Genomic DNA, 25534 nt, shown 5'->3' with positions numbered 1-25534 from the left:
GGCAGCGTAATGGGACGACAGCACATCATTGGAGCCGGCGCATCGGCGGGCGCATCGGCGCGCAGCACGCGGCTGTCGGACACGATCCGCGCGGGCATTCGCGGCGGCTTCGCGGGCGCGGTGCTGATCTGGGTTTACGAGGCGCTCGTGTGGGTCGGCGCGCAGCACCTGATGCCGCTCGCCGGCATCCCGCGCAACGCGACGGGGCTCGTGTTCGGCAAGGCCGCACAGGACGCGCTCGGCATCGGCGCATACTTCATCGGCACGGCGATCCATTTCGTGTTCGCGCTGTCGTGGGGCATCGTGTTCGCGGCGATCTGGCCGTGGTTCCGCCGGCGCGGCTTCGAGGCGACGTTCGTCGCGCTGTTCTTCGCGATCGTCGCATGGATCGTGATGCACGCGCTGATCATGATCGCGTCGAGCAATCATCCGGACTATTTCGACCCGAACGTGATCATCGGCGGGTTCATGTCGCATTTCGTATTCGCCGTTCCGCTCGCGCTGGTCGTCAAGCGCAGCCTTGCGCTGCAGCCGGACGGCCGCGCGTAGCGAGCGAACGCGCACGCATTCAATCGGCAACGGCCGGCACGGCCGGACCGCATCAGAGCATCACGAAGGAGCATTGGCATGGCACGGATTATCGGAGGCGTCGCGGCCTCCCACACGCCCACGATCGGGTTCGCGTTCGACAAGAACAAGCGCGACGATCCGGTCTGGGCGCCGATCTTCGAAAACTTCGCGCCGCTGGCCGCGTGGCTCGCCGACAAGCGTCCCGACGTGCTGCTGTTCATCTACAACGACCACGTGACGTCGTTCTTCTTCGATCACTACTCGGCGTTCTCGCTCGGCGTCGGGCCGCAGTGGCATCCGGCGGATGAAGGCGGCGGCGCGCGCGACCTGCCGCCGGTCGCCGGCCATCCTGCACTCGCCGCGCATATCGGCCAGTCGCTGATGGCCGACGAGTTCGACATGTCGTTCTTCCAGAACAAGCCGCTCGACCATGGCTGCTTTTCGCCGCTGTCGGTGCTGTGTCCGCACCGCCCCGACTGGCCGGTACAACTCGTGCCGCTGCAGATGGGCGTGCTGCAGTTGCCGGTGCCGTCCGCGCGCCGCTTCTACCGGCTCGGCCAGGCGCTGCGCCGTGCGATCGAAAGCTTTCCGGAGGACCTGCGCGTCGCGATCGTCGCGACCGGAGGACTGTCGCATCAGGTGCATGGCGAGCGTTCGGGCTTCAACAATCCCGAATGGGACGCGCGTTTCCTCGATCTGCTCGAGCGCGACCCCGAGCGCCTGGCTGGCATGCCGCTCGGCGAATACGCGGCGCTCGGCGGCTTCGAAGGCGCCGAGGTCGTGATGTGGCTCACGATGCGCGGCGCGTTGCCGGCGGGCGTCGTGTGCCGGCACCGCGGCTACTACCTGCCCTCGATGACGGGGATTGCGACGGCCGTCTACGAGCCGGCGGACACCGACGTCGACGAGGCAGCGGCCGAGCGCCACCGGCAGCGGATCGCGGCCGAACTCGCCGGCGTCGAGCAACTGCCCGGCACCTATCCGTTCACGATCGAGCGGGCCGTGCGTGCGTACCGGATCAACGACTATCTGCACCGGATGATCGAGCCCGCGCATCGCGCGCAGTTCGTGAGCGACCCCGAAGCGAGCTTTGCCGCGGCGGACCTCAGCACGGAGGAGCGCGACCTGATCCGCCGGCGCGACTGGCTCGGCCTGCTGCGCTACGGCGTGATCTTCTTCCTGCTCGAAAAGCTCGGCGCGGTGACGGGCGTATCGAACCTGCATATCTACGCGGCGATGCGCGGCGAATCGCTGGAGGATTTCCAGCGCACGCGCAACGCGCCGGGCGCGCTGTACTCGGTGGCTGGCAAGAGCGCCGGGCCGCTCGGCTGGGACGGCGCGGACACGCCGGGCAACACGTAACGCAGGACGAAGGCGCCCGGGATCGCGGCGCCTGCGGGACCGGGAGGCCGACACGCCGGAAGCGTGCCAAACCCTATAAATAGGATGACGAATCGATAGGTCGATCGTCGCCAAGGAGACAGGAGAGTCATGATGGCAAGTGGAAAGACAATCGACATCAAGTCGTTCATCGACGAGCGGCCGGTGTCGCGTTACCAGTGGCTGCTGGTCGTGCTGTGCTGCCTCGTCGTGATCGCCGACGGGATGGACGTCGCGATCATGGGATTCGTTGCGCCGTCGGTGATTCGCGACTGGGCGATCTCGCGGCCGGAGTTCGGCCTCGTGATGAGCGCGGCGCCGATCGGACTCGTGATCGGCGCGCTGCTGGCCGGCCCGAGCGCCGACCGGTTCGGGCGCAAGCGCGTGCTGATCGCGTCGGTGTTCCTGTTCGGCGTGTTCACGATCTTGACCGCGCACGCGCACTCGCCGTTCGAGATGGCGATGCTGCGGCTGCTGACCGGCATCGGTCTTGGCGCGGCGATGCCGAACACGACGACGCTGTTGTCGGAGTACGCCCCGCAGCGGATGCGCGCGCTGATGATCACCGTGATGTTTACCGGCTTCAACCTCGGCTCGGCGCTGATCGGTTTCGTTGCCGGCTGGCTGATTCCGCTGCACGGCTGGCGCGCCGTGCTGCTGTTCGGCGGCGCGCTGCCGCTGCTGCTGATTCCGCTTCAGCTTTGGCTGCTGCCCGAATCGGCGCGGCTGCTGGCCGTGCACGGCGCGCCGTCGCAGCGCATCGGCGCGCTGCTGAACCGCGTGTGTGGCGGTCGATTCAGCGGCGACGAGACGTTCGTGTCGAACGAGCCGCCGCTGCCGACGCGCAAGCCGATCGGCGTGCTGTTCTCGCAAGGCTATGGCCGCGTGACGCTGTCATTGTGGATCACCTATTTCATGGGGCTGCTGGTGATCTATCTGCTGACCGGCTGGCTGCCGACGCTGATCAAGGACGCGGGCCTGTCCGTCAGCACGGCCGCGAACGTGACGGCGATGTTCCAGATTGGCGGCACGATCGGCGCGATCGGGGTGGGCTGGCTGATGGATCGCGTACGGCCGGCGCCGGTGATCGGTATCGCGTATCTCGGCGGCGGGCTGTGCGTGGCCTTGCTCGCATGGGCCGGTGCGTTGTCGTCGTCGCTCGCGCTGCTCGTGTTCGCGGCCGGCTTCTGCATGAGCGGCGCGCAGACCGGGCTGAACGCGTATGCGCCCGGTCGCTATCCGACGGTTGCACGCGCAACTGGCGTGAGCTGGATGCTCGGAATGGGCCGCTTCGGCAGCATCTTCGGCTCGGCGATCGGCGGCGCGCTGCTCGGTTTCGGCTGGAAGTTCGACGCGATCCTGTCGATGCTCGCGGTGCCGGCGGTGCTGGCGGCCATCGCGATCATGACGACGCAGCGTGCGGCCGCACCCGAACCGCAGGAACTCGAAAACCCGGCGCACTGACGCACGTCGCACACCGCCGTCCGGCGCGGTCGTCGGCAGGGTGCCGGACACCTCATCAAACGCAGGAGCATCAATGATCATCGACATCCACGGCCACTACACCACCGCGCCGAAGGCGCTGGAAGCGTGGCGCAATCGCCAGATCGCGGCGCTCGGCAGTCCGTCGGAGCAACCGAAGGTGGCCGAGCTGAACATCGGCGACGACGAACTGCGCGAATCGATCGAGCACAACCAACTGCGGCTGATGCGCGAGCGCGGCCTCGACCTGACGATCTTCAGCCCGCGCGCGAGCTTCATGGCGCATCACATCGGCGACTTCGCGGTGTCGAGCACGTGGGCGGCCGTGTGCAACGAGCTGTGCCATCGCGTCCATCGCCTGTTTCCCGATCACTTCGTGCCGGCCGCGATGCTGCCGCAAAGCCCGGGCGTCGATATCGCGACCTGCATTCCGGAGCTCGTGCGCTGCGTCGAGGAATACGGCAACGTCGCGATCAACCTGAATCCGGATCCGTCCGGCGGCCACTGGACGAGCCCGCCGCTGTCGGATCGCTACTGGTATCCGATCTACGAGAAGATGGTCGAGTACGACATTCCCGCGATGATCCACGTGAGCACGAGCTGCAACGCGTGCTTCCACACGACCGGCGCGCACTACCTGAACGCCGACACTACCGCGTTCATGCAGTGCCTGACCTCCGACCTGTTCCGCGATTTCCCGACGCTGCGCTTCGTGATCCCGCATGGCGGCGGCGCGGTGCCGTATCACTGGGGACGGTTCCGCGGGCTCGCTCAGGAACTGAAGAAGCCGCTGCTGAAAGACCATCTGCTGAACAACGTGTTCTTCGATACGTGCGTGTATCACCAGCCCGGCATCGATCTGCTGACCGGCGTGATTCCGGTCGACAACATCCTGTTCGCGAGCGAGATGATCGGCGCGGTGCGCGGCATCGATCCGGAAACCGGTCACTACTACGACGACACGAAGCGCTACATCGACGCGTCGTCGCTCGATGCGCAAGCGCGTCACAAGATCTACGAAGGCAATGCGCGGCGCGTGTATCCGCGTCTCGATGCGCAACTGAAGGCGAAGGGGCTTTGATCATGACTGAACTAGGCGTGGTGTACCGCACGATCCAGCGTGCGGACCAGGATGCGGCGGCGCGGCTCGGCGCGTTCGGCTCGGCGACGGTGCACGAGGCGATGGGCCGCACGGGGCTGATGAAGCCCTACATGCGGCCGATCTATCCGCGTGCGCACGCGTCCGGTACGGCCGTCACGGTGCTGCTGCATCCGGGCGACAACTGGATGATGCACGTGGCAGCCGAACAGATCCGGCCCGGCGACGTGGTCGTCGCGGCAATCACCGAGGATTGCACGGACGGCTATTTCGGCGACTTGCTCGCCACGAGCTTCAAGGCACGCGGCGCGCACGCGCTGATCATCGATGCCGGCGTGCGCGACGTCGCGGTGCTCGAGGCGATGCAGTTCCCGGTCTGGAGCAAGGCGATTTCGGCGAAAGGCACGATCAAGGCGACGCTCGGTTCGGTGAACGTGCCCGTCGTTTGTGCGGGTGCGCTCGTTCACCCCGGCGACGTGATCGTCGCCGACGACGACGGCGTGGCCGTGGTGCCGGCCGCACGCGCGGCGCAGGTGCTCGAGAAGGCGGCGGCCCGCGAAGCGAACGAAGCGGCGAAGCGCGCGAAGCTCGCGTCCGGCGTGCTCGGCCTCGACATGTACGACATGCGCGAGCCGCTGCGGCAGGCCGGCCTGCGCTACATCGACTGATGCGGGCGGACGCGATGATGCAGACACCGGAAGCGGCTGTGGCCGTCACGGGCATTTCGTCGATGGCGACGCGGCCGGTGCTCGCGCGGCTCGCCGCCGCTTACGAGCGCGACACGGGCACGCGCGTCGCGATCACGTCGGTGGGCGGCGTCGACGCTGCCCGGCGAGTGCGCGACGGCGAGCCGTTCGATGTCGTCGTGCTCGCGTCCGATGCGATCGAGCGGCTCGCAGCGGATGGCCACGTCGAGCCGGGCAGCCGCGTGGACGTCGCGCGATCGGGCATCGCGGTCGCGGTCGCGAGCGGCGCGCCGCGGCCGGACATCGGTACCGAAGCTGCGTTGCGCGATGCGATCCTGAGCGCTGGCCGGATCGGCTATTCGACCGGACCGAGCGGTACGCACCTGACACGCCTGTTCGCCCGCTGGGGCATCGCCGACGCGATCGCGCCGCGCATCGTACAGGTCTCGCCCGGCGTGCCGGTCGGCGCGTTGATCGCATCCGGCGACGTCGAAATCGGCTTTCAGCAGATGAGCGAGCTGATGCACGTGCCGGGTGTCGAAATTGTCGGCGCGCTGCCCGCCGCGGCGCAGGCGGTGACGGTGTTCGCCGCCGCAGTCTTGGCCGTCGCGCACGATCGCGCGGCCGCGGCGCGGTTCGTCGCGTATCTGGCGTCGCCGCAAGCCGCACACATCAAGCGGGAATACGGGATGGAGCCTGCATGACGCCGATACGACCGGATCGATAAGCGAATCGGATGGGATTCGCCGTTCTTCGCAACGGATTCCCGCGATGAGTTAGTTATGCTGATGAAGTGGTGAGTGACGATCCGGATCGCGCGATCCATCGAAGAATCAATACAGCTCGCCGTGCCGCCCGGCCCGGGCGAGCGGCATATCCAGCAAAAGACAGGAGACAAGCATGCAGACGAAATGCAGGGCAGGGTGGATGGGGCGCGCATGGCGTCGCGCGGCACGCGTAAGGTGCGATGCGCTGACCAGGGTGCTGGCAATCGGCATCGTATGGCTGTGTGCTGCGTTGACGGGCTGGCCGAGTGCGGCGAATGCAGCAAGCGCCGCAGGACTCGCGAATCTTCCCGCGGTGATGCCCGCGATGTCGTGCCAGTCGGTCGCGGCGCTCGACCTAAGCGGCGCGACCGACGGCACCGTCACGATCACGTCGGCGGTGCTGCTGCCGGCTGGCACGGTCGTCGGTAACACTACATTGCCGGCGCCGGTGTGCGACGTGAAGGGTACGATCGGCCCGGGCGCGTCGCTGTTCGAACTGCAGCTGCCGACGCAGGGCTGGACGCAGCGTTACCTGCAGACCGGTTGCGGTGGTCTGTGCGGCAACCTGTCCGTCAACGCGCCGATGGCATCGACGTGCGTGCCGGTGACGAACGGGACGATCGCAATGGCCGCGACCGACATAGGCCACGAAGGCGGCAACGACGGCTCCTGGGCGCTCGACCCGAAGGCGAAGCTCGACTTCGCATACCGCGCCGAACACGCAACGGCTCAGGTCGCGAAGGCGATCATCGGCAAGTTCTATGCACGGCCCGCGCGCTATGCGTACTTCGACGGCTGCTCGGACGGTGGCCGCGAGGCGCTGATGGAGGCGCAGCGCTTCCCCGACGATTTCGATGGCATCGCCGCCGGTGCGCCGGCGAACGACCTGATCGTGCAGAACACGTTCCACCATGCATGGCCGAACGCGGTCAACACCGACCCGAAGACGGGCAACGCGATCCTGCTCGCCGGCAAGCTGCCGATGCTGCACGCGGCCGTGCTGAAGGCATGCGACGGGCTGGATGGCGTGGTCGACGGCGTGATCGACAACCCGCGCGCGTGTCGGTTCGATCCCGCGACGATCGTCTGCGCGCAAGGCCAGTCCACCGCGACCTGCCTGACGCCGCAGGAAGCCGACGTCGTCCGCCGGATTCACGACGGCGCGACGACCGCGGACGGTACGCGGCTCGAGCCGCTCGTCTCGCGCGAATGGGGCTCCGAGCTGAACTGGACGCTGTTCGTGCCGGCGACTGCCACCGCACAGAGTGGCACGATCGGCTTCGTGCTGCCGTTCCTGCGCTATCTCGACTACTACAACGCATCGTATCCGTCCGCCGCGATCGGCGATTTGAAGTTCACGCTCGACGGATTCGCGAAGACGGTACCGGTGTCGAACTACCTGGCCGCGACCGATCCTGACCTGAGCCGGTTCGCCGGGCGCGGCGGCAAGCTGCTGATGTGGCACGGTCTGGAAGACCAGCATATCTCGCCGCGATCGAGCATCGAGTACTACGAAGCAATGAAGCGCTACATGGGCGACGCAAGAGTCGACCGCTTCGCGCGCTTCTACCTGTTCCCGGGCGTTGCGCACTGCGGCGGCGGGCAGGGGCCGAACGTGTTCGACATCCTGTCGCCGCTGATGGCGTGGACCGAGACGGGGGCGACGCCAGGCCGGATCGTGGCATCGATCGTCGACGGAAACGGTAATACGACGCGCACGCGTCCGGTGTTCCCGTATCCGGCTACCGCGCGCTACACGGGCACGGGCAGCACCGACGACGCGGCGAACTTCGTCGCCGATACGCCGAAGGCCGACCCGTTCGTCGATCTGCACTGGGCCGGCGAATGGCTGTACTCGCCGGGTTACGAAGCGCAATGTCAGGCCCAGGGTTCGCAACTCGTTTGCAAGGGCGGAAACGGCTGGCACGCGTATCGTCCGTGACCCGACGGCGGTACGCGCCGATCACGACAACTCATACATTCAACAAGGCAAGGAAGGAGACGGATCGATGAAGAAGCAGGCATCACGGGTCGCGCTGACCGCCATCGCGATGGCGGCGGCTGCACCAGCGTTCGCGCAGAGCAGCGTCACGCTGTACGGGATCGTCGACAACGGGATCGGCTACCAGAGCAACGCGACGGTGCTCGGCTCGACGAGCGGTGGGAAGTCGGTGGTCAGGATGAACCAGGGCGTGTGGGCCGGCAGCCGTTTCGGCTTGAAGGGTGCGGAGGATCTCGGCGGCGGCACGAAGGCGATCTTCACGCTCGAATCGGGTTTCAACTCGAGCACCGGCGCGACGCAGTACACCGATGCGATGTTCGGGCGGCAGGCGTGGGTCGGCCTGACCCATGCGACCTACGGTACGCTGAGCGCGGGACGGCAGTACGCGTCGTACTACCAGACGATGTCGGCGTTCAGCCCGACGACGTGGATCACCGGCTACTACGGCGCGCACCCGGGCGACGTCGACGGGCTCGACACGATTTACCGCGCGAACAACACGCTCGAATACACGTCGCCGAAATGGTACGGGCTGACGCTGAGCGGCTCGTATTCGTTCGGCGGCGTGGCCGGCAGCACCAATGCTGGTTCGACATGGGCAACCGGCATCCAGTACGCGGCCGGCCCGCTCGGTGTCGGCGTCGCGTTCGAGCGCGTGAACAATTCGAATACGGCCGGCGGCACGTGGGGGGCGAATTCGACGACGTCGAACGGCGGCGCGCAGGTGGGCGTGTCGGCGCTCACGAACGGCTACCAGACCGCGAAGGCGCAGCAGCGGTTCGCGGTGGGCCTGAGCTACCGGTTCAGCGACGCGTGGGATGCGACGGCCACGTATACCAACACCCAATACATCCCGGGCACGGCGTCGAAGTTCGTCGACACCGCGATTTTCAACACGGCCGGTGCGGTGCTGCACTGGAAGCCGTCGGCTGTATGGGATTTCGGCGCAGGTTATGCGTACACGCGTGCGACCGAGGCGAACGGCATCACGGACAGCGCGCAGTATCACCAGTTCAACCTGTCGCAGTACTACTCGCTGTCGAAGCGCACGGGGCTGTACCTGCTTGAGGCGTATCAGCACGCGAAGGGCAAGACGCTCGGCACGAGCGGCGCGGGCAGCATCGTCGACGCGACCGCGACGCTGGGTGACGGGTTCAACTCCGCGCCGTCGTCGACCGGGAACCAGTTCGCGTTCGGTGCGGGCATCATTCACCGGTTTTAACCGCGCCGCGCGCGTTCCGGCGCCGGACAACGGCGGCGATACGTACGCGCGGCGTAGACACGCGCCTGGCCCTGCGAATTGTCGAATCGCGCCGAAACCGGATAAACAGCGCGCAACTGTAGTTCGTCGGACGATTTCCCTGACGACACGAACATCGGTCCCCCGCTTGCCCGCATGAAATTGTCATGCTAGTTTTTCATGAAATTTCAAGGCGAAATTTTCACGGGAGCCCGCATGTTCGTGCAGTCCGACCGTCACGTCGCAAGCTACTACGCCGGTACCTATCCGGCGCCGATCCCGCATCGGCCGGCGCTGGACGAACGCATCGACGCCGACGTGCTGGTCGTGGGCGCGGGCTTCAGCGGTCTGCATACGGCGCTGCGGCTCGCGCTTGCCGGCAAGCGCGTCGTCATGCTCGAAGCCAGCCGCGTCGCGTGGGCCGCATCGGGCCGCAACGGCGGACAGGCGCTGCTCGGCTGGTCGTGCGACATGCAGCCGCTCGAGGAGGCGCTCGGCCGCGACGGCGCGCGCCTGCTGTGGGACAGCATGCGGTGGGCGGCGGCCGAGGTGCGCGAACTGCCGGCGCGGCACGGTTTCGACATCGACTACCGGCCCGGTAGCCTGTGGGCCGCGGTGCGGCCGCGGCGCGTCGCGATGCTGGCGCAAGCGCGCGACGAGGCGGCCGAGCGGTGGGGCTACGACCGACTGCGCCTGATCGGGCGTGACGAGATACCTGAATGGATCGGCGGCACGCGCTATCTCGCCGCGCTCCACGATCCGGAGGCCGGCCACCTGAACCCGCTGAAGCTCGCGCTCGGCCTCGCGCGGACGATCGAGCGCGCGGGCGGCCGCATCTTCGAACGGAGCCGCGTGCTCGACTGTCGCGAGACGGCGGGCGGCCATGTCGCCCGCACGGCGTGCGGCGAAGTACGTGCGGACGTGCTGGTGCTCGCCTGCAATGCGTACGTCGACCGGCTCGACCGCGACCTCGCGCGCCGGCTGCTGCCGGTCGGCACGTACCAGGTCGCGACGGCGCCGCTCGCGACCGACGTCGCGCGTGCGCTGCTGCCGCGCAACAGCTGCGTGATCGACAACCAGTTCGTGCCCGACTATTTCCGCCTGAGCCCCGACAATCGGCTGCTGTTCGGCGGCGGCTGCACGTATCTCGGCGGCATCCCGGCCGATATCGCGGCGGCGACGCGCCCGCACCTCGAACGCGTGTTCCCGCAACTCGCCGGCGTGCCGCTCGACTACGCGTGGGGCGGTCACATCGACATCAGCATGCGCCGCACGCCGGACATCGGCCGCCACGGGCAGCGCTTCTGGCTGCAGGGTTTTTCGGGGCACGGCGTGCTGCCGACGCTCGCCGGTGCGCGCGCGGTGGCCGACGCCGTGCTCGGTGACGCCCGCCTGCTCGCGCAGTACCAGCGCATCCGCAACCCGCGCTTTCCGGGAGGCGACCGGCTGGCCGCACCGCTCGAAGCGATCGGCAAGGCCTGGTACCGTCTGCGCGATACCGTTTGATTGCACCGGAATCCATCATGAACGAACAGGAAGAGATAGAAAGTCTGGCGATCCTGATCCGCGACCTGCGCAAGCATCGCAAGGTCACGCTGAACGATCTCGCCGAACGGATCGGCCGCTCGGTCGGCTTTCTGTCGCAGGTCGAGCGCGGGCTGTCGCGTCCGACGGTCGCGGATCTCACCGCGATCGGCGAGGCGCTCGGTGTGCCGACCACGTATTTCTACAGCCTGAGCAAGCCGCGCAGCGTGCCGTGGGTCACGCGGCCCGACGAACGCCGCACCGTGTATTACGCGGCCGGCATTACCGACATCCTCGTGTCGCCGAACATGCGTTCGCGCTTCTCGATTCTCGAAAGCCATCTCGGGCCGGGCGCGAGCAGCGGCGAGCGGCCGGTCGACGACAGCGACGAGCAGGGCGGCTTCGTGCTCGAAGGAGAACTGACGATCTGGATCGACGGCGACGACACGCCGGTTACGCTCGGCCCGAACGATGCATTTCAGCTTCCCGCGCACAAGCGCTTCCGGTATGCGAACCTGACCGACGCGCCGACCCGCGTGATCTGGGTGTTCACCTGAGTGGCCAGCGCGGCCGGCAGTATCGGAGGCCGCTGCGCCACGCAGCCTGTTTGCAGTACTGATCGACATGCAGTGTGCGTTGCGCGCGCCGCATGAATCCGGTTCGCCGCGCTGCGGCGCCGCCATACGAGACATGGAAAGGATGAGACATGGCTGACGTCGTTCCCGCGCTGGTCGGTGAAGTCCGCGCATTCCGGCAGGCGCACCCCGAGATCCGTTATGTCGACCTGATTTGCCTCGATCTCCCCGGGCATTTCTACGGCAAGCGCTATCCGATCGATGCGCTCGAGAAAATCGCGGCGGGCGCGCTGCTGAAGCTGCCGCAGAACTGCGTGCTGCTCGGCACGCAGGGCGGCCTCTACAAGATCGGCGATTACTGCTTCAACGACGGCGATCCCGATGCGCCGCGCCGCCTGATTCCCGGCACGCTGAAGCCGGTGCGCTGGGAGCGGCAGCCGCTCGCGCAGATGCTGATCAGCTCCGACGGCACCGACTCCCCGATCGAATTCGAGCCGCGCGAGGTGCTCGCGCGCGTGCTGCGGCGGTTCGCGGCGCGCGGCATCCGGCCGGTCGTCGCATTCGAGCTCGAGTTCTACCTGTTCGCCGCGCAGCTCGAGCAAGGCATGCCGCAGTATCCGCGCGACCGCCTGAGCGACGATCGCGACGATCAGCCGAACATGCATATCGAACGCCTGTCGCGCTTTTCCGACGTGCTGCACGAGATGGTCGACGCCGCGCGCGAGCAGGGCGTCGATGCGACGGTGATCACCGCGGAGCTCGGCCCCGGTCAGTTCGAGATCAATTTCGGGCATACCGACGACGCGCTGCGCGCGGCCGACTGGTCGGCGCTGTTCTGCCGCAGCACGCGCGGCGTCGCGTTGCGTCATGGCTATCGCGCGAGCTTCATGGGCAAGCCGTACTTGCACGCGCCGGGCAGCGGGATGCACGTGCACGTGAGCCTGTACGACGAGGCGGGGCGCAACCTGCTTGCCGCGGACGGACAGCGGCCGTTGCGGCATGCGGTGGCCGGCTGCCTCGCGCTGCTGCCGCATTGCATGCCCGTGTTCGCGCCGAATCACAATGCGTTCCGGCGCTACGGGTCGATGGTGAACGCGGCGAGCCGCGCGAGCTGGGGTTTCGAGGATCGCGACGCGTGCATCCGGGTTCCCGAGTCGGATGCGGGCAATCTGCGGATCGAGCACCGGCTCGCGAGCGCGGATGCGAACCCGTACCTGGTGCTTGCGGCGATCCTCAGCGGGATGGAGTACGGGCTCGATGCGCGGCTCGAGCCGATCGCACCGCTCAACGAGGATCGCGGCAGCGGCATCGATTTTCCGAAGGAGATGCTGTCGTCGGTCGCCGCGATGCAGGATCATCCGGCCGTGAGCGACGGGCTCGGCAGCGAGTTCGTGATGGTGTACTGCGAGAACAAGCGGCAGGAGGAGCTGGATTTCCGCAACGAGATCGGGGCGCGGGAGTATCGGTGGTTTCTGTGAGTGCCGCGCATGGCGACGAAGCCGGTCAAGGCAGTGCGCGCCAGTAGCGCACTTCTTCGATCGGCGTACCGTCGATCTCGAAGGTCTTGATGTCGTCTTCGGAGACGAAGCCCTCGCGTTCATAGAATGCTCTCGCTCGACGGTTTTCGACGAGTACCCAGAGCGAGACCCATGCGTGGCCCACGGCGTGCAGCGATCGGCATGCGTGCTCGACGAGCGCGGCGCCGATGCCTCGCCCGCAATGCGCCGGATGCAGATAGATCGCTTCGATTTCACCCCACGCACGATCCTTGTCGGCGTCGCGCGTCGGACCATAGGCGATCCAGCCTGCCGCGTCGTCGCCTGTGAACGCGAGCGCGACACGCGGGCGACCGGCGTCGAGCGCGCCGCGCCACAAGGTCGTGCGTTTTTCGACCGAGAGACCGGCGAGGAACGGGGCCGGCATGATGCCCGTGTAGGTGGCCTGCCACGACGCGACGTGGATGTCGGCGATGGTCGGTGCGTCGGCGGATGTGGCCGCGCGGATGTCGATCGTCGTCGTGTTCGGTGTCATGCGTGCCCCGTGCGATCGGTTGCGGTATACCGTGTGATTGCCCAGCCTTACTCGCCGAGCTTCGACGTCACGCACCCGGTGCTCGAGCATTCGCGCTCACGCTCGCGCAGGAACGACAGCCGCGACTGCGTCATGTCGTTCGCGCACTGGATATCGACGAGGTAGCTGCTGCCGCGCGTCTCGCTGCACTGCGCGTCGCGCTGTTTCAGCCACGCGAGCTGGCCGGCCTTCAGCGTCGCCTGTTGATCGCCGCTCAGTTGCTTGCGCAGGCGGCCGTACTCGTCGTTGAGATCGCGGTCGGACTGCGCGAACTGCGTGCTCGTGCAATACACCTGGTCGAACGCGCTGCGCGGCTTCCCGCAGCCGGCCGCGTGCGCGGCGAACGGAACGGCGAGTGCGAGCAATGCGGAGGAGGCGAGCAGATTCTTCTTCTTCATGGTGATGCTCCTGGCTGGGTGAAAACCGTCGAATCCGACGGGCGATGATGTCGTTTATTCGGGTGTCGTACATGCGTCGATGCCGCCGGCGATCGCGGCGGACAGGCGCTGGATCGTCTCGCGCCGCGCGAGCCGCGCTTCTTCGTCCGGATTGACGATCACGCCGGCTTCGACGAGCACGGCTGGAATCGGCGCGGTACGCAGCACGACGAGATCGTCGAAGCGATGGATGCCGAGCGACGGATCGATCAGCGGGCGGTTCTCGCCGCGGATCGGCTGTGCGTGATAGAGCGAAGGCCGTTCGCCGGCCGCGACCAGCCGCTCGGCGATCGCCTTCGCGCAACGCAGGCTCTGCGCATAGTGCGGATTGCGCGCCGACACGAACACCGAGAAGCCGCGGAATTCGCGTTGCCGGCCCGCGTCGATGAACTGCTGCTGCATCGAGTCGTGATGGATCGACACGAACAGGTTCGCATCGGGCGCCTGCGTCGAGCGCTGATCGAGCGCGATCTCGCGGCCGTCCGCCGACGTGCGCAGCACGCGGTCGCCATGCGCGGCGAGTGTGTCGGCGACCGCGCCGGACAGCTCGAGGTTGTACAGGTATTCGACGCGGCCGCTCGCACCGGTGGAGCCCGGATGCGCCGGCGTATGACCGGTGTCGACGACGATATGGCGCCCGGTCGCGGGCTCGGTCACGGGCGTGCCGGCGGTATCGGCAGCGTGCAGCGCCGGCGGTGCGCCGAGCAGCGGGGCGCACGCGAGCACGCGCGCGGCGGCGCGCACGAGCGGGCGAAGGCGTCGGAGGGTTCGATGCGTCATTGTTGTTGTCGAGGCGGGCGTACGGCGCGTCGATCGGCGCGCCACCGTCGGCCTGCTCAATGCAGTCGGAATGTCGCGCGATTATAGCGGGTGGTGGGGGCGCTGCAATGACGAAACGACCGTTGTCGCACCGGCCGAAAGCGGAGGCTCAGCCAGCCGCGCCGGGGCTGCGGGCATGGCGTCAAGGGCGTCGCGCGCATGCCGGGATGGCTCGCGCGCAGCGTGAGGCCGGCGGCGCGCGCCGCTCAGTGCGGCAGCGCTTCAGCCTCGGCCCAGCGCTTGAACGAATCGAGACGCCGGCGCGTCTGCACGAGATAGAACGCGCCGATCAGCGGTTCGAGCAGCCAGCGCAGCCAGGACGGCTGCGCACGGAAGTGGTACGTGAACTTCACCTCGGTCGATCCGGGCGTGTGCTCGGTGAAGTTCCAACTGCCGCTGAAGCGTTCGAGCACCTTCGGCCCTTCGACCATTTCGACGGCGGCGACCTGCGGCGGACGGTACGAGATGTAGCGCGACACCATCGTCGCGCCCGACTGGCTGCGGCAGAACGCGTCGACGCCGACATCGGCGGTCGTTCCGTCGAGCAGATACGCATCGACGAGGAAGTTGTCCCACACGAGCCGCCGTCCGTAATCCTGCGACCACGTGAACAGGCGCCTGCGATCGACCCCGACGGTCCGGCTGACTGAGATCCTCATGAGGGCGGGCGCCAGCGGCGCGGATTGGGATGCGATCGAGTGTACCGCGCCAAAAACACGTGTTTCGTCAGACTTCGTCAAGTCGAGCGTGTGCTCGAATACGCTCGATTGACGCATCTCGGGAATTACCCTAGGATTCATTTCAACCCTTCGGGACAGACCCGGAGCGTTTCAATCTCTTGAGGGAGCCTCATGAGTACGCAACAGAACCGGCGCTTCGACGCGCTCGTTTTCATCGGTCGTTTCCAGCCTCCGCATCGTGGTCACCTGAACGTGCTGAAGTCGGCACTGAGCCGGGCCGAGCGCGTGTGCGTGCTGATCGGGTCGACCGACAAGCCCCGCACCATCAAGGATCCATTCTCGTTCGACGAGCGCCGCCAGATGCTGGCTTCGCTGCTCGATACGTCCGAGCGCGACCGCGTGACGATCGCGCCGCTGCAGGATTCGACCTACAACGACGGCGACTGGGTGCGCTGGGTGCAGGAGGCCGTCGCGTCCGCGCTCGGCGATATCGCGCAGCGCAAGGTCGGGCTGATCGGCCACGAGAAGGACGCCACGTCGTATTACCTGCGGATGTTCCCGCAATGGGAACTCGTCGACGTCGACGCGACGGAAGACATTTCCGCCACCGAAATCCGCGACCAGTATTTCGCCGAACGAACCAACAGCTTCGTGCAGTGGGCCGTACCGGAGCCGGTGTTCGGCTGGCTCGAGCGTTTCCGTACGCAGCCGGAATTCGCGCAACTGAAGTCGGAAGCGGAATTCATCGCCGCGTACCGCAAGGCCTGGGCCGCCGCGCCATATCCCGTCACGTTCGTGACGGTCGACGCGGTGGTCGTGCACTCCGGGCACATCCTGCTCGTGCGCCGCCGCAGCGAACCGGGCCGCGGCCTGTGGGCGTTGCCGGGCGGATTCGTGAACCAGGACGAGCGGCTCGATGCCGCCTGCATCCGCGAGCTGCGCGAGGAAACCGGCCTCAAGCTGCCGGAGCCCGTGTTGCGTGGCTCGATCAAGGATCGCCAGGTATTCGATCACCCGACGCGTTCGCTGCGTGGCCGCACGATCACGCATGCGTGCCTGTTCAACTTTCCGACCGGCGAGCTGCCGCGCGTGAAAGGCAGCGACGATGCCGACAAGGCGCGCTGGGTTCCGCTCAACGAATTCGCGCAGATGCGCAACGTGATGTTCGAGGATCACTTCGACATCGCGTATCACTTCCTGGGGAAGCTGTGACGCGCTGATTCCCCGCATTCGGTCCGCCGCGACAGACGCGGCGGCACTTCAACGGCCTAGAGGAGCTCTAGCCATGCAAAACGATCCCGGCGGCTTTGCCGCGGTTCTCTCCAATCCGATTCTCAATACGGATTCGTACAAGGCTTCCCACTTCCTGCAATATCCGCCGGACGCATCGGCGATGTTCTCGTACGTGGAATCGCGCGGCGGCCGCTACGACCGCACGCTGTTCTTCGGCCTCCAGATGCTGCTGAAGGAATATCTGTGCAAGCCGGTCACGCACGCGATGATCGACGATGCGCGCGATTTCTTCGCCGTGCACGGCGAGCCGTTCGACGAAGCGGGATGGCGCCATCTCGTCGAGCACTATGACGGCTACCTGCCGGTAAAGATCCGCGCGGTGCCGGAGGGTTCGATCGTGCCGGTGCACAACGTGCTGATGACGGTCGAGTGCGAGGATCCGCAGGTGTTCTGGCTCGCGTCGTATCTCGAGACGATGCTGTTGCGCATCTGGTATCCGGTGACGGTGGCGACCCGCAGCTGGCATTTGCGCCAAACGATTCGCCGCTTCCTCGAAAGGACCGACGACGATCTCGCGCAACTGCCGTTCAAGCTGCACGACTTCGGCGCGCGCGGCGTGTCGAGCGCGGAATCGGCCGCGATCGGCGGCGCCGCGCACCTCGTGAGCTTCATGGGTTCGGACACGGTGCTCGGCGTGCTGGCCGCGAACCGCTTCTATCGCGAGCCGATGGCCGCCTATTCGGTGCCGGCGGCCGAGCACAGCACGATCACGTCGTGGGGGCGCGCAGGCGAGGTCGATGCGTACCGCAACATGATCGGCCGCTTCGGATTGCCGGGCGCGATCGTATCGGTCGTGTCGGACTCCTACGATCTGTTCGCCGCACTCGATCTGTGGGGCGGCGAACTTCGGCAGGCGGTGATCGATTCGGGCGCGACGCTCGTCGTGCGACCCGATTCCGGCGACCCGGTGACGATCGTGCTGCAGACGGTGCGGGCGCTCGATGCGTCGTTCGGGTCGACCGTGAACGGCAAGGGGCGGCGCGTGCTGAACCGCGTGCGCGTGATCCAGGGCGACGGCGTCGACGAGCGGTCGATCGAAGCGATTCTCGTCGCGCTCGACGAGGCGGGCTACGCGGCCGGCAACGTCGTATTCGGCATGGGCGGCGCGTTGTTGCAGCGCGTGAACCGCGATACGCAGCGCTTTGCGATGAAGTGTTCGGCCATCCGGCGCGGCGGCGTGTGGCACGACGTCCGCAAGGATCCGGTCACCGATCGGGGCAAGCGCTCGAAGCCGGGGCGGCTCACGCTGCTGCGCAATCGCCGCACCGGCGAGTATCGGACGGTGTCGCTGCCGGTGGCGTGGGACGATCGTGCGCTGGAAGGCGAATGGGCCGAGGCGCTCGAGACGGTGTTCGACACCGGGCGTTTGCTCGTCGATACGTCGTTCGCCGAGGTGCGGGCGAGGGCGCACGCGGGGGAGGCGTGATGCAGGCGGCGGGGCATCCCGCCGCGGCACGGCCGGTTCGCGTCACTTGCCGGCCAGCACCCGGCCGCCGGCATCCGCCGGCGCGCCGCCGCGTTCCACCCCACGCGCCGCGTCCATTGCCCGCGCAAGCGCATCGAACACGACGGGCCCCTTGCAGCGCGACACGTTGAAGCGCATGTACGACGTCGCGCTGCGCGACGCGCTGAACACGTCGCCGGGGGCGAGCACCACGTCGTGGTCCAGCGCGTGGCGTGCGACGCGCGCGGCGTCGAGCCCGTCCGGCAATTGCGCCCACACGAACAACCCGCCGCGCGGCTCCGTCCAGATCGCGAGGCCGGCTCGCGCGAGGCGCCGGATCGTTTCGCCCATCGCATCCGCGAGACGCGCGCGCAGGCTGTCGAGATGGCGCCGGTACGTGCCGTCGATCAGCAGTCGGTGCACGACGTTCGCGCCGATCTGCGCGTTGCCGAACGACGTCGCGAGCTTCAGGTCGACGAGCGCGTCGATCCATTCCGGGCGCGCGGCGACATAGCCGCAGCGGATCGCGGCCGACAGCGTCTTCGAGAAGCTGCCGATCGACACGACGCGCGACAGCCCGTCGAACGCCGCGAGGCGCGGCGCGGGCGTGCTCTCGAAATCCGCGAAGATGTCGTCCTCGACGATCAGCAACCCATGCTCGGCCGCGAGCGTCAGCAGCCGGTGCGCGACGGGCGGCGCGAGCGTCGCGCCGGTGGGGTTGTGCAGTGCCGCGTTGGTGATGTACAGGCGCGGCCGGTGCTCGGCGAGTACTTGCTCGAAGCGCACGAGATCGGGGCCGTTCGGCGTGAACGGCACGCTGACGATCCGTGCGCGGTGCGCGCGCAGCAGCGCCTGGAAGTTGAAGTAGCACGGATCGTCGAGCACGACGGTATCGCCGGGTTCCAGCAGCAGGCGGCACACGAGGTCGAGCGCATGCGTGCCGCCGTCGGTCAGCATGATCTGCGCGGGTTCCGCGTGGACGCCGTGCTGCGCGAGCCGCCATGCAAGCTGCTGGCGCAGCGCGGGCAGGCCGAGCGGCGTCGCATAGTCGGTCAGCGCATCGGATTCGTCGCGCGACACGGCGCGCAGCGCGCGACGCAGGCTTTCGTCGGGCAGCCACGACGACGGCAACCATCCGCAGCCGGGCTTCACCGACGTCGGCGCCGCTTCGAGCGACTGGCGCGACAGCCACAGCGGATCGAGCTCGCGATCGAGGCGCGGGCCCAGCTCGGCGAGCGCGAGCGGCGGGGCGTGGCCCGACACGTAGAAGCCCGAACCGCGCCGTGCGACGAGCACGCCTTCGCTCGCGAGCCGCTCGTACGCATCGACGACCGTCGATTTCGACACGCCGAGCGCGTCGGCCATCATCCGGATCGACGGCACGCGCGCACCGGGCATCAGCGCGCGGCTCGCGATCCGCGCGCGCAGGGTGTCCATGACGGTTTCCACACGCGTGCGCGACGGCGCGGGCGGAGCGGGAATCGGGGCGGAATGGCTCATGGCGAACGATGAACTGTACGGCCGGTTGTTCAGTACAGTTTGTCTAAATTGTATTGGGCTGTAGCTTACGCGGTTTTTGCCGGCGGCGGATCATCGGTCATCCATCTTCCATTCAGGGTTGACCGTGCAAAAGACGACCGACGGATGGCTCAGCGGCATGCTGGGCGTCATCATCTTCAGTGGCTCGCTGCCCGCGACGCGTGTCGCGGTGCAAGGGCTCGACCCGCTGTTCCTCACGTTCGCCCGCGCGACGATCGCCGGTGCGCTCGGCCTGCTGCTGCTCGTCGCGCTGAAGCAGAAGCGGCCGTCGCGTGCCGAGGCCGTGTCGCTGGCCGTCGTCGCGCTCGGTGTCGTGGTCGGGTTCCCGTTGCTGACGGCGCTTGCGCTGAAGCACGTGACGTCGGCGCATGCGATCGTGTTCGTCGGGCTGCTGCCGCTTGCGACCGCGCTGTTCGGCGTGTGGCGCGGCGGCGAACGGCCGCGGCTGCCGTTCTGGATCTTCTCGATCGTCGGCAGCGGCGCGGTGGCCGCGTTCGCGCTGCGCAACGGCGGGCAGGCGTCGGTGCTCGGCGATGCGCTGATGCTGGCCGCGATCGTCGCGTGCGGGCTCGGTTATGCGGAAGGCGCGCGGCTGTCGCGCCAGCTCGGCGGCTGGCAGGTGATCTCGTGGGCGCTCGTGCTGTCGCTGCCGCTGATGCTGCCGCTCGCGTGGCTGACTTGGCCCGCGTCGTTCGACGGCGTCGACGCCGCCGCGCTGTGGGGGCTCGCGTACGTGTCGCTGTTCAGCATGTTGATCGGCTTCGTGTTCTGGTATCGCGGGCTTGCGCTCGGCGGGATCGCGGGCGTCGGCCAGTTGCAGCTGCTGCAGCCGTTCTTCGGCCTGCTGCTCGCGGCGGGGCTGCTGCACGAGACGGTGCCGCCGTCGATGGTCGTCGTGACGGTCGTGGTGGTCGGCTGCGTGGCGGGCGCGAAGTACTTCTCGAAGATGGCGCCCGTGCAGCGCGCGGGGTAAGGCAGGCGCCGCGACGTGCCGTGCATCGGGCCGACGTGACCCGATGCGAGGCCGGCGGCAACGCGATGGCTGCCGATGCGCACGATCGCGAGCGTGAACTCGGCCCGAAGCAAAACGGCCAGGCTGCCGCTAGCGGCAAGCCTGGCCGTTGGCGTTCGTCACGCCGTACGCGTGTTACTCGAACGTCTCCAGCGCGAGCAATTCGCCGATCGTCTGCCGGCGGCGGATCAGTCGCGGCGTGCCGCGATCGACCAGCACTTCCGGCGCGAGCGGCCGGCTGTTGTAGTTCGAGGACATCGACGCGCCATACGCGCCCGCGTCGTGCAGGAACAGCAGGTCGCCGATCTGCGGCTGCGCGAGCTTGCGGTGCGTGACCACCCCGCCGGCATCCTGCGTGAACACGTCGCCCGATTCGCACAGCGGGCCGGCGATCGCGAGGTCGACGAGCGGCCGGCCGGCGGGCAGCGCGCCGTCGTGCGCGTGCACCGATACCGCGTGATAGCTGCCGTACATCGACGGGCGCATCAGGTCGTTGAAGCCCGCGTCGATCAGCACGAAATCGTGTTTCGGCCGACGGTTGACGGCCTGTACTTCGGTGACGAGCGTGCCGGCTTCGGCGACGAGAAAGCGGCCCGGTTCGATCTCGATGCGCACCGGATGGCCGAGATGCCGTTCGATCCGCTTGCGCGCGGCGTCCCACTGGCTGAAGTAGTGACCGACGTCGACACGCGGCTCGCCGTCGCGATACGGGATCGACAGGCCGCCGCCGGCCGAGATCGCGTCGATGTCGTGGCCGAGCGACGTGACGAGATCGACCATCGCGTCGCACACCTGCGACAGGTGGCCGTAGTCGACGCCCGAACCGATGTGCATGTGGATGCCGACCAGCTTCAGCCCGTACTGGCGCACGATCTCGATCGCGCGCGGCACGTCGTCGATCCAGATACCGTGCTTGCTCTGCGGGCCGCCGGTGTTGGTCTTGTTGCTGTGGCCGTGGCCGAAACCGGGATTGACGCGCAGCCACACGCGGTGGCCGGGCGCATGCTCGCCGATGCGCGCGAGCATGTCGAGCGAACCGGCGTTCACGGTCACGCCATGCTTGAGCACCGTCGCGAGCGTCGGGCGATCGATCAGGTCGGCCGTGAATACGACGCCTTCCGGCTCGCCGCCCGGGCTGAAACCGGCCGCGAGGCTGCGTTCGATCTCGCCGAGCGACACGGCGTCGACACACGCGCCTTCCTCGCGCATCAGCTTCAGGATATGGACGTTCGAATTCGCCTTCTGCGCATAGCGGATCACGTCGAACTGGCGCAGTTGGGCAATGCGGTCGCGGATGACGTCGGCGTCGTACACCCACAGCGGGGTGCCGTATTGCTGCGCGAGCGTCGCGAGCTGGCGGGAATCGAGGGACATGGCGGATGAATCGGATCGAATGAACGGATAACCGGATGATGCGCCTGATTGGCTATACGGTAAAATGCCTATCTATCGATATTCGATTCATTTTTGATATATACGATCATGCTGACGCACCGTCATATCGAGGTTTTTCGTGCGCTGATGGTCACCGGCAGCACGACGCGCGCGGCCGAGATGCTGTACACGTCGCAGCCGACCGTCAGCCGCGAGCTGGCGCGGATGGAGCAGGTCGTCGGCTTTGCGCTGTTCGAGCGCGCACACGGCCGCCTGCGCCCGACGATGGCCGCGCTCACGCTGTTCGACGACGTGCGGCTCGCGTATGTGGGGCTTGAACGCGTCGCGGCGACGGCCGCCCGCCTGCGCGAATTTCGCGACGGGCAACTGTCGGTGATCGCGTTGCCGGCGTTCGCGCACGCGATCCTGCCCGGTGCGTGCCGGCGCTTTCACGACGCGCATGCGGGCGTCAGCGTATCGGTCGCGACGCAGGAGTCGCCGGTGCTCGAGGAGTGGCTCACGGCCCAACGTTACGACCTCGGGTTGACCGAGCACGACGTCGCGCCGGCCGGCACCGTGCTCACGCCGCTGCTCGAAGTCGACGAGGTGTGCGTGTTGCCCGACGGCCATCCGCTGCTCGCGCAGGACGCGATCGACCTGCCGGATCTCGCCGATCGCCCGTTCGTGAGCCTGTCGCTGAACGATCCGTACCGCATCCTGATCGACGAGGCGTTCGCGCAGCTCGGCGTCGCGCCGCGTTCGGTGGTCGACACGCCGTCGGCGGTGTCGGTGTGTGCGTTCGTGCGGCAAGGGCTCGGGGCCGCGATCGTCAACCCGCTCACGGCGCTCGATTTCGTCGGCCGCGGCCTGCACGTGCGGCCGCTGACGCGCTCGTTTCCGTACCGGGTCAGCGTGATCGCGCCCGAGCACCGGCCGAAGAACCTGCTCGTCGACGCGTTCGTCGATGCGCTGCGCGGCGAAGCGAAGGCGATCCGCCGCCGGCTGGCCGCCCACCTCGGCTAGCGGCACCGCCGTATGATGGGCGTTTCGCCGCCATCGACCTCATTTTCCGGAATCCCGTCATGACCGACGCATCGTCTTTCCTCGAGCAACCGACCCTCACCGGCGAACGTGTCGTCCTCCGTCCGCTCGACGTATCCGACCGGCAGGCGCTGCTGGACGCCGCGGCCGACGGCGAGTTGTGGAACCTGACGGTCACGGTCGTGCCGGGCGCGCAGACGGTCGACGCCTACATCGACACGGCGTTGCAGGGGAGAGCGGCCGGCACCGTGATGCCGTTCGTGATCGTCGATCGCGCGTCGGGCCGTGCAATCGGCAGTACGCGCTTCTGGAAAATCGATCGCAAGAATCGCAAGCTCGAGATCGGTCACACGTGGCTGAGCGCATCGGCGCAACGTACGCGCGCGAATACCGAAGCGAAGTGGTTGCTGCTGGCTTATGCGTTCGACACGCTGCACTGCGTGCGCGTGCAGTTCACGACGGACGAGCTGAACGAGAAATCGCGCGCGGCGATCCTGCGGCTCGGTGCGAAACAGGAGGGCATCGTGCGCCACGAACGGATCATGCCGGATGGCCGCAAGCGCAACTCGGTGCGCTTCAGCATCATCGACGACGAATGGCCGGAAGTGCGTGCGCGACTCGAGGCGAGGCTGGCGACGTAACCGGTGACGCGGGACGCGCGACGATCGACGTGCGTCGCGCCGCCGGCAGGGGAGGCGGCAGCGCGACGGCGGGGGAAACGGTGCGCCGCGCACGATGCGCGGCGCTGCATCGCGTTACTGTGCCGATGCGAGGTGATGACGCTGCGCGAGCTTCTGCGCGTCCGCGTAGTGCGCCTGCAGGATCGGCAGCGACTGGCGGGCGACTTCCTTCAGCTTGGTGTCGCGACCCGACGCGATTTCGGCCTGGAACGCCGAGATCGCCTTCTGCTGGCCGGCGAGCGCGACCTGTTCGATATAGGCCTTGTCGAACTCGGCGCCGCGCAGGCTCTTGATGCTGTTCAGCACGGTCGTGTCCGGGTCGTTGGCCGGCACGTCGACGCCGCGCGGGCTCGCCGCGCGCATCGCCTGGATGATCTTTGCATCGTCGGTCGACACGCGTTGCGCGAACGCCTTGACCTGGCTGTCCGACGTGCGCGAATCGGCGATGCGTGCCGCGTCGTGTTGGGTCGACACGGTCTTCGTGCCGTCCGTGATGAAGGCCTGGTCGGCTTCGTGAATGCGCGTCGCGGTCGCGGCAGGCGCAGCGGACGCGGCGGGCGCCGGTTGCGCGGTTTGCGCGGTCGCCGTCACCGCGACGAGAAGCAGGCCAGCGGCAGACAAGGCGAGGCGCGAAATATGGGGAAAGCGGTTCATGGGACCTCCTTTCGATCGGGGCTCTGGTTGAAAAACGGATCGTGCGATCCGTCGCTGTGCGAGAGACCGGGCGCGCCCGGGCCGGATTCGACCGCCGCTCTGCCGCGGCGCCGGTCGAATCCGGCCCGACCGATTCTAGGAGAGCGGTCGGGTAGCAGGTGCAACCGTGCTGTGGCTTGTGTAACGGTTGGTAAGACGAATCGATGGGCACGCGTGCAGCCCGGTAGTGCGTACCTGATGCGCATGCGTCGGCGGCAATTTTTGCGTGCGCGTGGCGCATGCAATGCATGAGATGCACGTGCGTGTCATCTGCAATTCATCGGTGTGATGGCGTCGCGGCCGTGACCGTTGTGATGGCCGCGCATCGGGCGAGGGGGGCGCGAGTGCGTGGCGTGCGTGAAGCGTTACACGCGATCGAGCAGCGCATCGAGGCGCGGCAGCAACGGCGTCGCGCAATGTGCCTGCAACGCGTCGGGCGCCGTGTAGCCCCACGCGACACCCTGAAAGGCGATACGTGCGTGCCGTGCCGCGTCTGCGTCGCGGATTTCGTCGCCGACGTACAGCACTTCGTCGGCGCGCACGCCGGCCTCGCGAACGAGCGCGCGCAGACGGCGCGCCTTGCCGAACAGCGGAATGCCGCAGGCGAAATGGTCGACGCGCGCGCCGGCGCGCGGGCCGAGCCGGTCCCGCACGATCTCCTCGGTATTCGACGTGGCGATCGCGATGCGGATGCCGCGCGCGGCGAGCGCGTCGAACGTTTCGTCGACGCCGGGGAACAGCCGCACGTGCGCGAGGCGCGGCCGCATCAGGCGGCGCATGTCGATCGTCACGCGCGGCACTTTCCACATCGGCACGTCGAGCGCGCGGACGATGTCGCGCGCCGACATGCCGCGCAGCGCCGGGCGCAGTTCGGGCGTGGCGTCGCGAAAGCCGTGCAGGCGCGACGCTTCCGACAGTGCCGCGAGAAAACTGTCGAGCGAATCGGCGAGCGTGCCGTCGAAGTCGAAGGCGATGAGGCGGTAGGTCATGAGGCGGCGTCTCGGTTTATCGGCGGATGCATTGTCGCCGAATCGAGGATGGGCAGTGCGGCTGTTCATCTACGGCAGACCCTGGTGCCCCTTGTTACGCACCCCACGGCGCGGTATCGTCGACGCTCCGCCTTCCGC

24 protein-coding genes are annotated in these 25534 nt (G+C 67.6%); 16 read left to right on the top strand and 8 right to left on the bottom strand.

The window, feature by feature from the left end:
* The first annotated feature begins 9 nt into the window (after positions 1-9).
* The 11 genes from WS95_RS08105 to WS95_RS08055 all read left to right on the top strand — a co-directional run bounded on the left by WS95_RS08105 (position 10) and on the right by WS95_RS08055 (position 12803).
* Positions 10-549, top strand: a complete 540-nt coding sequence (locus WS95_RS08105; RefSeq protein WP_156444455.1) for a hypothetical protein — start codon at positions 10-12, stop codon at positions 547-549.
* Positions 550-627: 78 nt separating this feature from the next.
* On the top strand, positions 628-1932 hold the full coding sequence (locus tag WS95_RS08100; protein ID WP_034204393.1) for a gallate dioxygenase: 1305 nt from the start codon (positions 628-630) through the stop codon (positions 1930-1932).
* Between the two features lie 132 nt (positions 1933-2064).
* Complete coding sequence (locus tag WS95_RS08095) at positions 2065-3414, top strand: MFS transporter (RefSeq protein WP_059823542.1); 1350 nt, start codon at positions 2065-2067, stop codon at positions 3412-3414.
* A 73-nt stretch (positions 3415-3487) separates the two neighbouring features.
* Positions 3488-4513, top strand: a complete 1026-nt coding sequence (locus WS95_RS08090; RefSeq protein ID WP_059780657.1) for an amidohydrolase family protein — start codon at positions 3488-3490, stop codon at positions 4511-4513.
* Positions 4514-4515: 2 nt separating this feature from the next.
* Complete coding sequence (gene ligK, locus WS95_RS08085) at positions 4516-5199, top strand: 4-carboxy-4-hydroxy-2-oxoadipate aldolase/oxaloacetate decarboxylase (RefSeq protein ID WP_059823221.1); 684 nt, start codon at positions 4516-4518, stop codon at positions 5197-5199.
* A gap of 14 nt (positions 5200-5213) precedes the next feature.
* Positions 5214-5921, top strand: coding sequence for a substrate-binding domain-containing protein (locus WS95_RS08080; RefSeq protein WP_059823541.1), 708 nt, complete (start codon positions 5214-5216; stop codon positions 5919-5921).
* 223 nt (positions 5922-6144) lie between these two features.
* Positions 6145-7926 carry a tannase/feruloyl esterase family alpha/beta hydrolase gene (locus WS95_RS08075; RefSeq protein WP_059823219.1) on the top strand — a complete coding sequence of 594 codons (1782 nt, stop codon included), beginning with the start codon at positions 6145-6147 and terminating at the stop codon, positions 7924-7926.
* A gap of 67 nt (positions 7927-7993) precedes the next feature.
* Complete coding sequence (locus WS95_RS08070; protein WP_059823217.1) at positions 7994-9208, top strand: porin; 1215 nt, start codon at positions 7994-7996, stop codon at positions 9206-9208.
* A gap of 234 nt (positions 9209-9442) precedes the next feature.
* Positions 9443-10732: an NAD(P)/FAD-dependent oxidoreductase gene (locus tag WS95_RS08065; RefSeq protein WP_059823215.1), complete on the top strand. Its 1290-nt coding sequence runs from the start codon at positions 9443-9445 to the stop codon at positions 10730-10732.
* 17 nt (positions 10733-10749) lie between these two features.
* Entirely contained in the window at positions 10750-11307 is a 558-nt protein-coding gene (locus tag WS95_RS08060; RefSeq protein WP_006490367.1) for a helix-turn-helix domain-containing protein, read from the top strand.
* A 149-nt stretch (positions 11308-11456) separates the two neighbouring features.
* The gene (locus WS95_RS08055) at positions 11457-12803 is read left to right on the top strand and encodes a glutamine synthetase family protein (RefSeq protein WP_059823213.1); all 1347 of its coding nucleotides are present in this window, start codon (positions 11457-11459) and stop codon (positions 12801-12803) included.
* 25 nt (positions 12804-12828) lie between these two features.
* Here WS95_RS08055 and WS95_RS08050 read toward each other — a convergent pair whose 3' ends face one another.
* From WS95_RS08050 to WS95_RS08035, 4 genes are all read right to left on the bottom strand, one after another.
* Positions 12829-13356, bottom strand: a complete 528-nt coding sequence (locus tag WS95_RS08050; protein WP_059823211.1) for a GNAT family N-acetyltransferase — start codon at positions 13354-13356, stop codon at positions 12829-12831.
* A 47-nt stretch (positions 13357-13403) separates the two neighbouring features.
* Positions 13404-13793, bottom strand: a complete 390-nt coding sequence (locus WS95_RS08045) for a lysozyme inhibitor LprI family protein (protein ID WP_034204402.1) — start codon at positions 13791-13793, stop codon at positions 13404-13406.
* A 54-nt stretch (positions 13794-13847) separates the two neighbouring features.
* Positions 13848-14612, bottom strand: a complete 765-nt coding sequence (locus WS95_RS08040; protein WP_059823210.1) for an N-acetylmuramoyl-L-alanine amidase family protein — start codon at positions 14610-14612, stop codon at positions 13848-13850.
* A 245-nt stretch (positions 14613-14857) separates the two neighbouring features.
* A complete protein-coding gene (locus WS95_RS08035; RefSeq protein ID WP_034204404.1) occupies positions 14858-15310 on the bottom strand; it encodes a type II toxin-antitoxin system RatA family toxin in 453 nt (150 codons plus the stop codon).
* 192 nt (positions 15311-15502) lie between these two features.
* Between WS95_RS08035 and WS95_RS08030 the strand changes: the two genes are divergently transcribed.
* On the top strand, positions 15503-16543 hold the full coding sequence (locus WS95_RS08030) for a bifunctional nicotinamide-nucleotide adenylyltransferase/Nudix hydroxylase (RefSeq protein WP_034204405.1): 1041 nt from the start codon (positions 15503-15505) through the stop codon (positions 16541-16543).
* 73 nt (positions 16544-16616) lie between these two features.
* Positions 16617-18050 (top strand): nicotinate phosphoribosyltransferase, encoded by a 1434-nt coding sequence (locus WS95_RS08025; protein ID WP_059823208.1) that lies wholly within the window; start codon positions 16617-16619, stop codon positions 18048-18050.
* A 42-nt stretch (positions 18051-18092) separates the two neighbouring features.
* Here the strand turns inward: WS95_RS08025 and WS95_RS08020 are convergent, their stop codons facing one another.
* On the bottom strand, positions 18093-19568 hold the full coding sequence (locus WS95_RS08020; RefSeq protein WP_059823207.1) for an aminotransferase-like domain-containing protein: 1476 nt from the start codon (positions 19566-19568) through the stop codon (positions 18093-18095).
* Positions 19569-19692: 124 nt separating this feature from the next.
* Here WS95_RS08020 and WS95_RS08015 point away from each other — a divergent pair, with 124 nt between their 5' ends.
* A complete protein-coding gene (locus WS95_RS08015; RefSeq protein ID WP_059823539.1) occupies positions 19693-20580 on the top strand; it encodes a DMT family transporter in 888 nt (295 codons plus the stop codon).
* A 174-nt stretch (positions 20581-20754) separates the two neighbouring features.
* Here WS95_RS08015 and lysA read toward each other — a convergent pair whose 3' ends face one another.
* Entirely contained in the window at positions 20755-21993 is a 1239-nt protein-coding gene (lysA, locus tag WS95_RS08010) for a diaminopimelate decarboxylase (RefSeq protein WP_059823205.1), read from the bottom strand.
* Between the two features lie 108 nt (positions 21994-22101).
* Between lysA and WS95_RS08005 the strand changes: the two genes are divergently transcribed.
* Both WS95_RS08005 and WS95_RS08000 read left to right on the top strand, forming a co-directional pair.
* The gene (locus tag WS95_RS08005; protein WP_034204409.1) at positions 22102-23016 is read left to right on the top strand and encodes a LysR family transcriptional regulator; all 915 of its coding nucleotides are present in this window, start codon (positions 22102-22104) and stop codon (positions 23014-23016) included.
* 59 nt (positions 23017-23075) lie between these two features.
* Entirely contained in the window at positions 23076-23675 is a 600-nt protein-coding gene (locus WS95_RS08000; protein ID WP_059823204.1) for a GNAT family N-acetyltransferase, read from the top strand.
* 114 nt (positions 23676-23789) lie between these two features.
* Here WS95_RS08000 and WS95_RS07995 read toward each other — a convergent pair whose 3' ends face one another.
* Both WS95_RS07995 and WS95_RS07990 read right to left on the bottom strand, forming a co-directional pair.
* Complete coding sequence (locus WS95_RS07995) at positions 23790-24368, bottom strand: DUF4142 domain-containing protein (RefSeq protein ID WP_034204411.1); 579 nt, start codon at positions 24366-24368, stop codon at positions 23790-23792.
* A gap of 404 nt (positions 24369-24772) precedes the next feature.
* On the bottom strand, positions 24773-25396 hold the full coding sequence (locus WS95_RS07990; RefSeq protein ID WP_059823202.1) for an HAD hydrolase-like protein: 624 nt from the start codon (positions 25394-25396) through the stop codon (positions 24773-24775).
* Positions 25397-25534: the final 138 nt, after the last annotated feature.

It is taken from the genome of Burkholderia sp. MSMB1826, assembly GCF_001526325.1.
In the GTDB taxonomy this organism is placed as follows: domain Bacteria; phylum Pseudomonadota; class Gammaproteobacteria; order Burkholderiales; family Burkholderiaceae; genus Burkholderia.
Note: the sequence above shows the minus strand (reverse complement) of the source record. Positions and strands in the feature narration are given on the sequence as shown.

Coding starts and splice junctions, on each gene's coding strand:
- WS95_RS08105 (WP_156444455.1), top strand. CDS start 10: ATGGGACGACAGCACATCATTGGAGCCGGCGCATCGGCGGGCGCATCG.
- WS95_RS08100 (WP_034204393.1), top strand. CDS start 628: ATGGCACGGATTATCGGAGGCGTCGCGGCCTCCCACACGCCCACGATC.
- WS95_RS08095 (WP_059823542.1), top strand. CDS start 2,065: ATGGCAAGTGGAAAGACAATCGACATCAAGTCGTTCATCGACGAGCGG.
- WS95_RS08090 (WP_059780657.1), top strand. CDS start 3,488: ATGATCATCGACATCCACGGCCACTACACCACCGCGCCGAAGGCGCTG.
- ligK (WP_059823221.1), top strand. CDS start 4,516: ATGACTGAACTAGGCGTGGTGTACCGCACGATCCAGCGTGCGGACCAG.
- WS95_RS08080 (WP_059823541.1), top strand. CDS start 5,214: ATGATGCAGACACCGGAAGCGGCTGTGGCCGTCACGGGCATTTCGTCG.
- WS95_RS08075 (WP_059823219.1), top strand. CDS start 6,145: ATGGGGCGCGCATGGCGTCGCGCGGCACGCGTAAGGTGCGATGCGCTG.
- WS95_RS08070 (WP_059823217.1), top strand. CDS start 7,994: ATGAAGAAGCAGGCATCACGGGTCGCGCTGACCGCCATCGCGATGGCG.
- WS95_RS08065 (WP_059823215.1), top strand. CDS start 9,443: ATGTTCGTGCAGTCCGACCGTCACGTCGCAAGCTACTACGCCGGTACC.
- WS95_RS08060 (WP_006490367.1), top strand. CDS start 10,750: ATGAACGAACAGGAAGAGATAGAAAGTCTGGCGATCCTGATCCGCGAC.
- WS95_RS08055 (WP_059823213.1), top strand. CDS start 11,457: ATGGCTGACGTCGTTCCCGCGCTGGTCGGTGAAGTCCGCGCATTCCGG.
- WS95_RS08050 (WP_059823211.1), bottom strand. CDS start 13,356: ATGACACCGAACACGACGACGATCGACATCCGCGCGGCCACATCCGCC.
- WS95_RS08045 (WP_034204402.1), bottom strand. CDS start 13,793: ATGAAGAAGAAGAATCTGCTCGCCTCCTCCGCATTGCTCGCACTCGCC.
- WS95_RS08040 (WP_059823210.1), bottom strand. CDS start 14,612: ATGACGCATCGAACCCTCCGACGCCTTCGCCCGCTCGTGCGCGCCGCC.
- WS95_RS08035 (WP_034204404.1), bottom strand. CDS start 15,310: ATGAGGATCTCAGTCAGCCGGACCGTCGGGGTCGATCGCAGGCGCCTG.
- WS95_RS08030 (WP_034204405.1), top strand. CDS start 15,503: ATGAGTACGCAACAGAACCGGCGCTTCGACGCGCTCGTTTTCATCGGT.
- WS95_RS08025 (WP_059823208.1), top strand. CDS start 16,617: ATGCAAAACGATCCCGGCGGCTTTGCCGCGGTTCTCTCCAATCCGATT.
- WS95_RS08020 (WP_059823207.1), bottom strand. CDS start 19,568: ATGAGCCATTCCGCCCCGATTCCCGCTCCGCCCGCGCCGTCGCGCACG.
- lysA (WP_059823205.1), bottom strand. CDS start 21,993: ATGTCCCTCGATTCCCGCCAGCTCGCGACGCTCGCGCAGCAATACGGC.
- WS95_RS08005 (WP_034204409.1), top strand. CDS start 22,102: ATGCTGACGCACCGTCATATCGAGGTTTTTCGTGCGCTGATGGTCACC.
- WS95_RS08000 (WP_059823204.1), top strand. CDS start 23,076: ATGACCGACGCATCGTCTTTCCTCGAGCAACCGACCCTCACCGGCGAA.
- WS95_RS07995 (WP_034204411.1), bottom strand. CDS start 24,368: ATGAACCGCTTTCCCCATATTTCGCGCCTCGCCTTGTCTGCCGCTGGC.
- WS95_RS07990 (WP_059823202.1), bottom strand. CDS start 25,396: ATGACCTACCGCCTCATCGCCTTCGACTTCGACGGCACGCTCGCCGAT.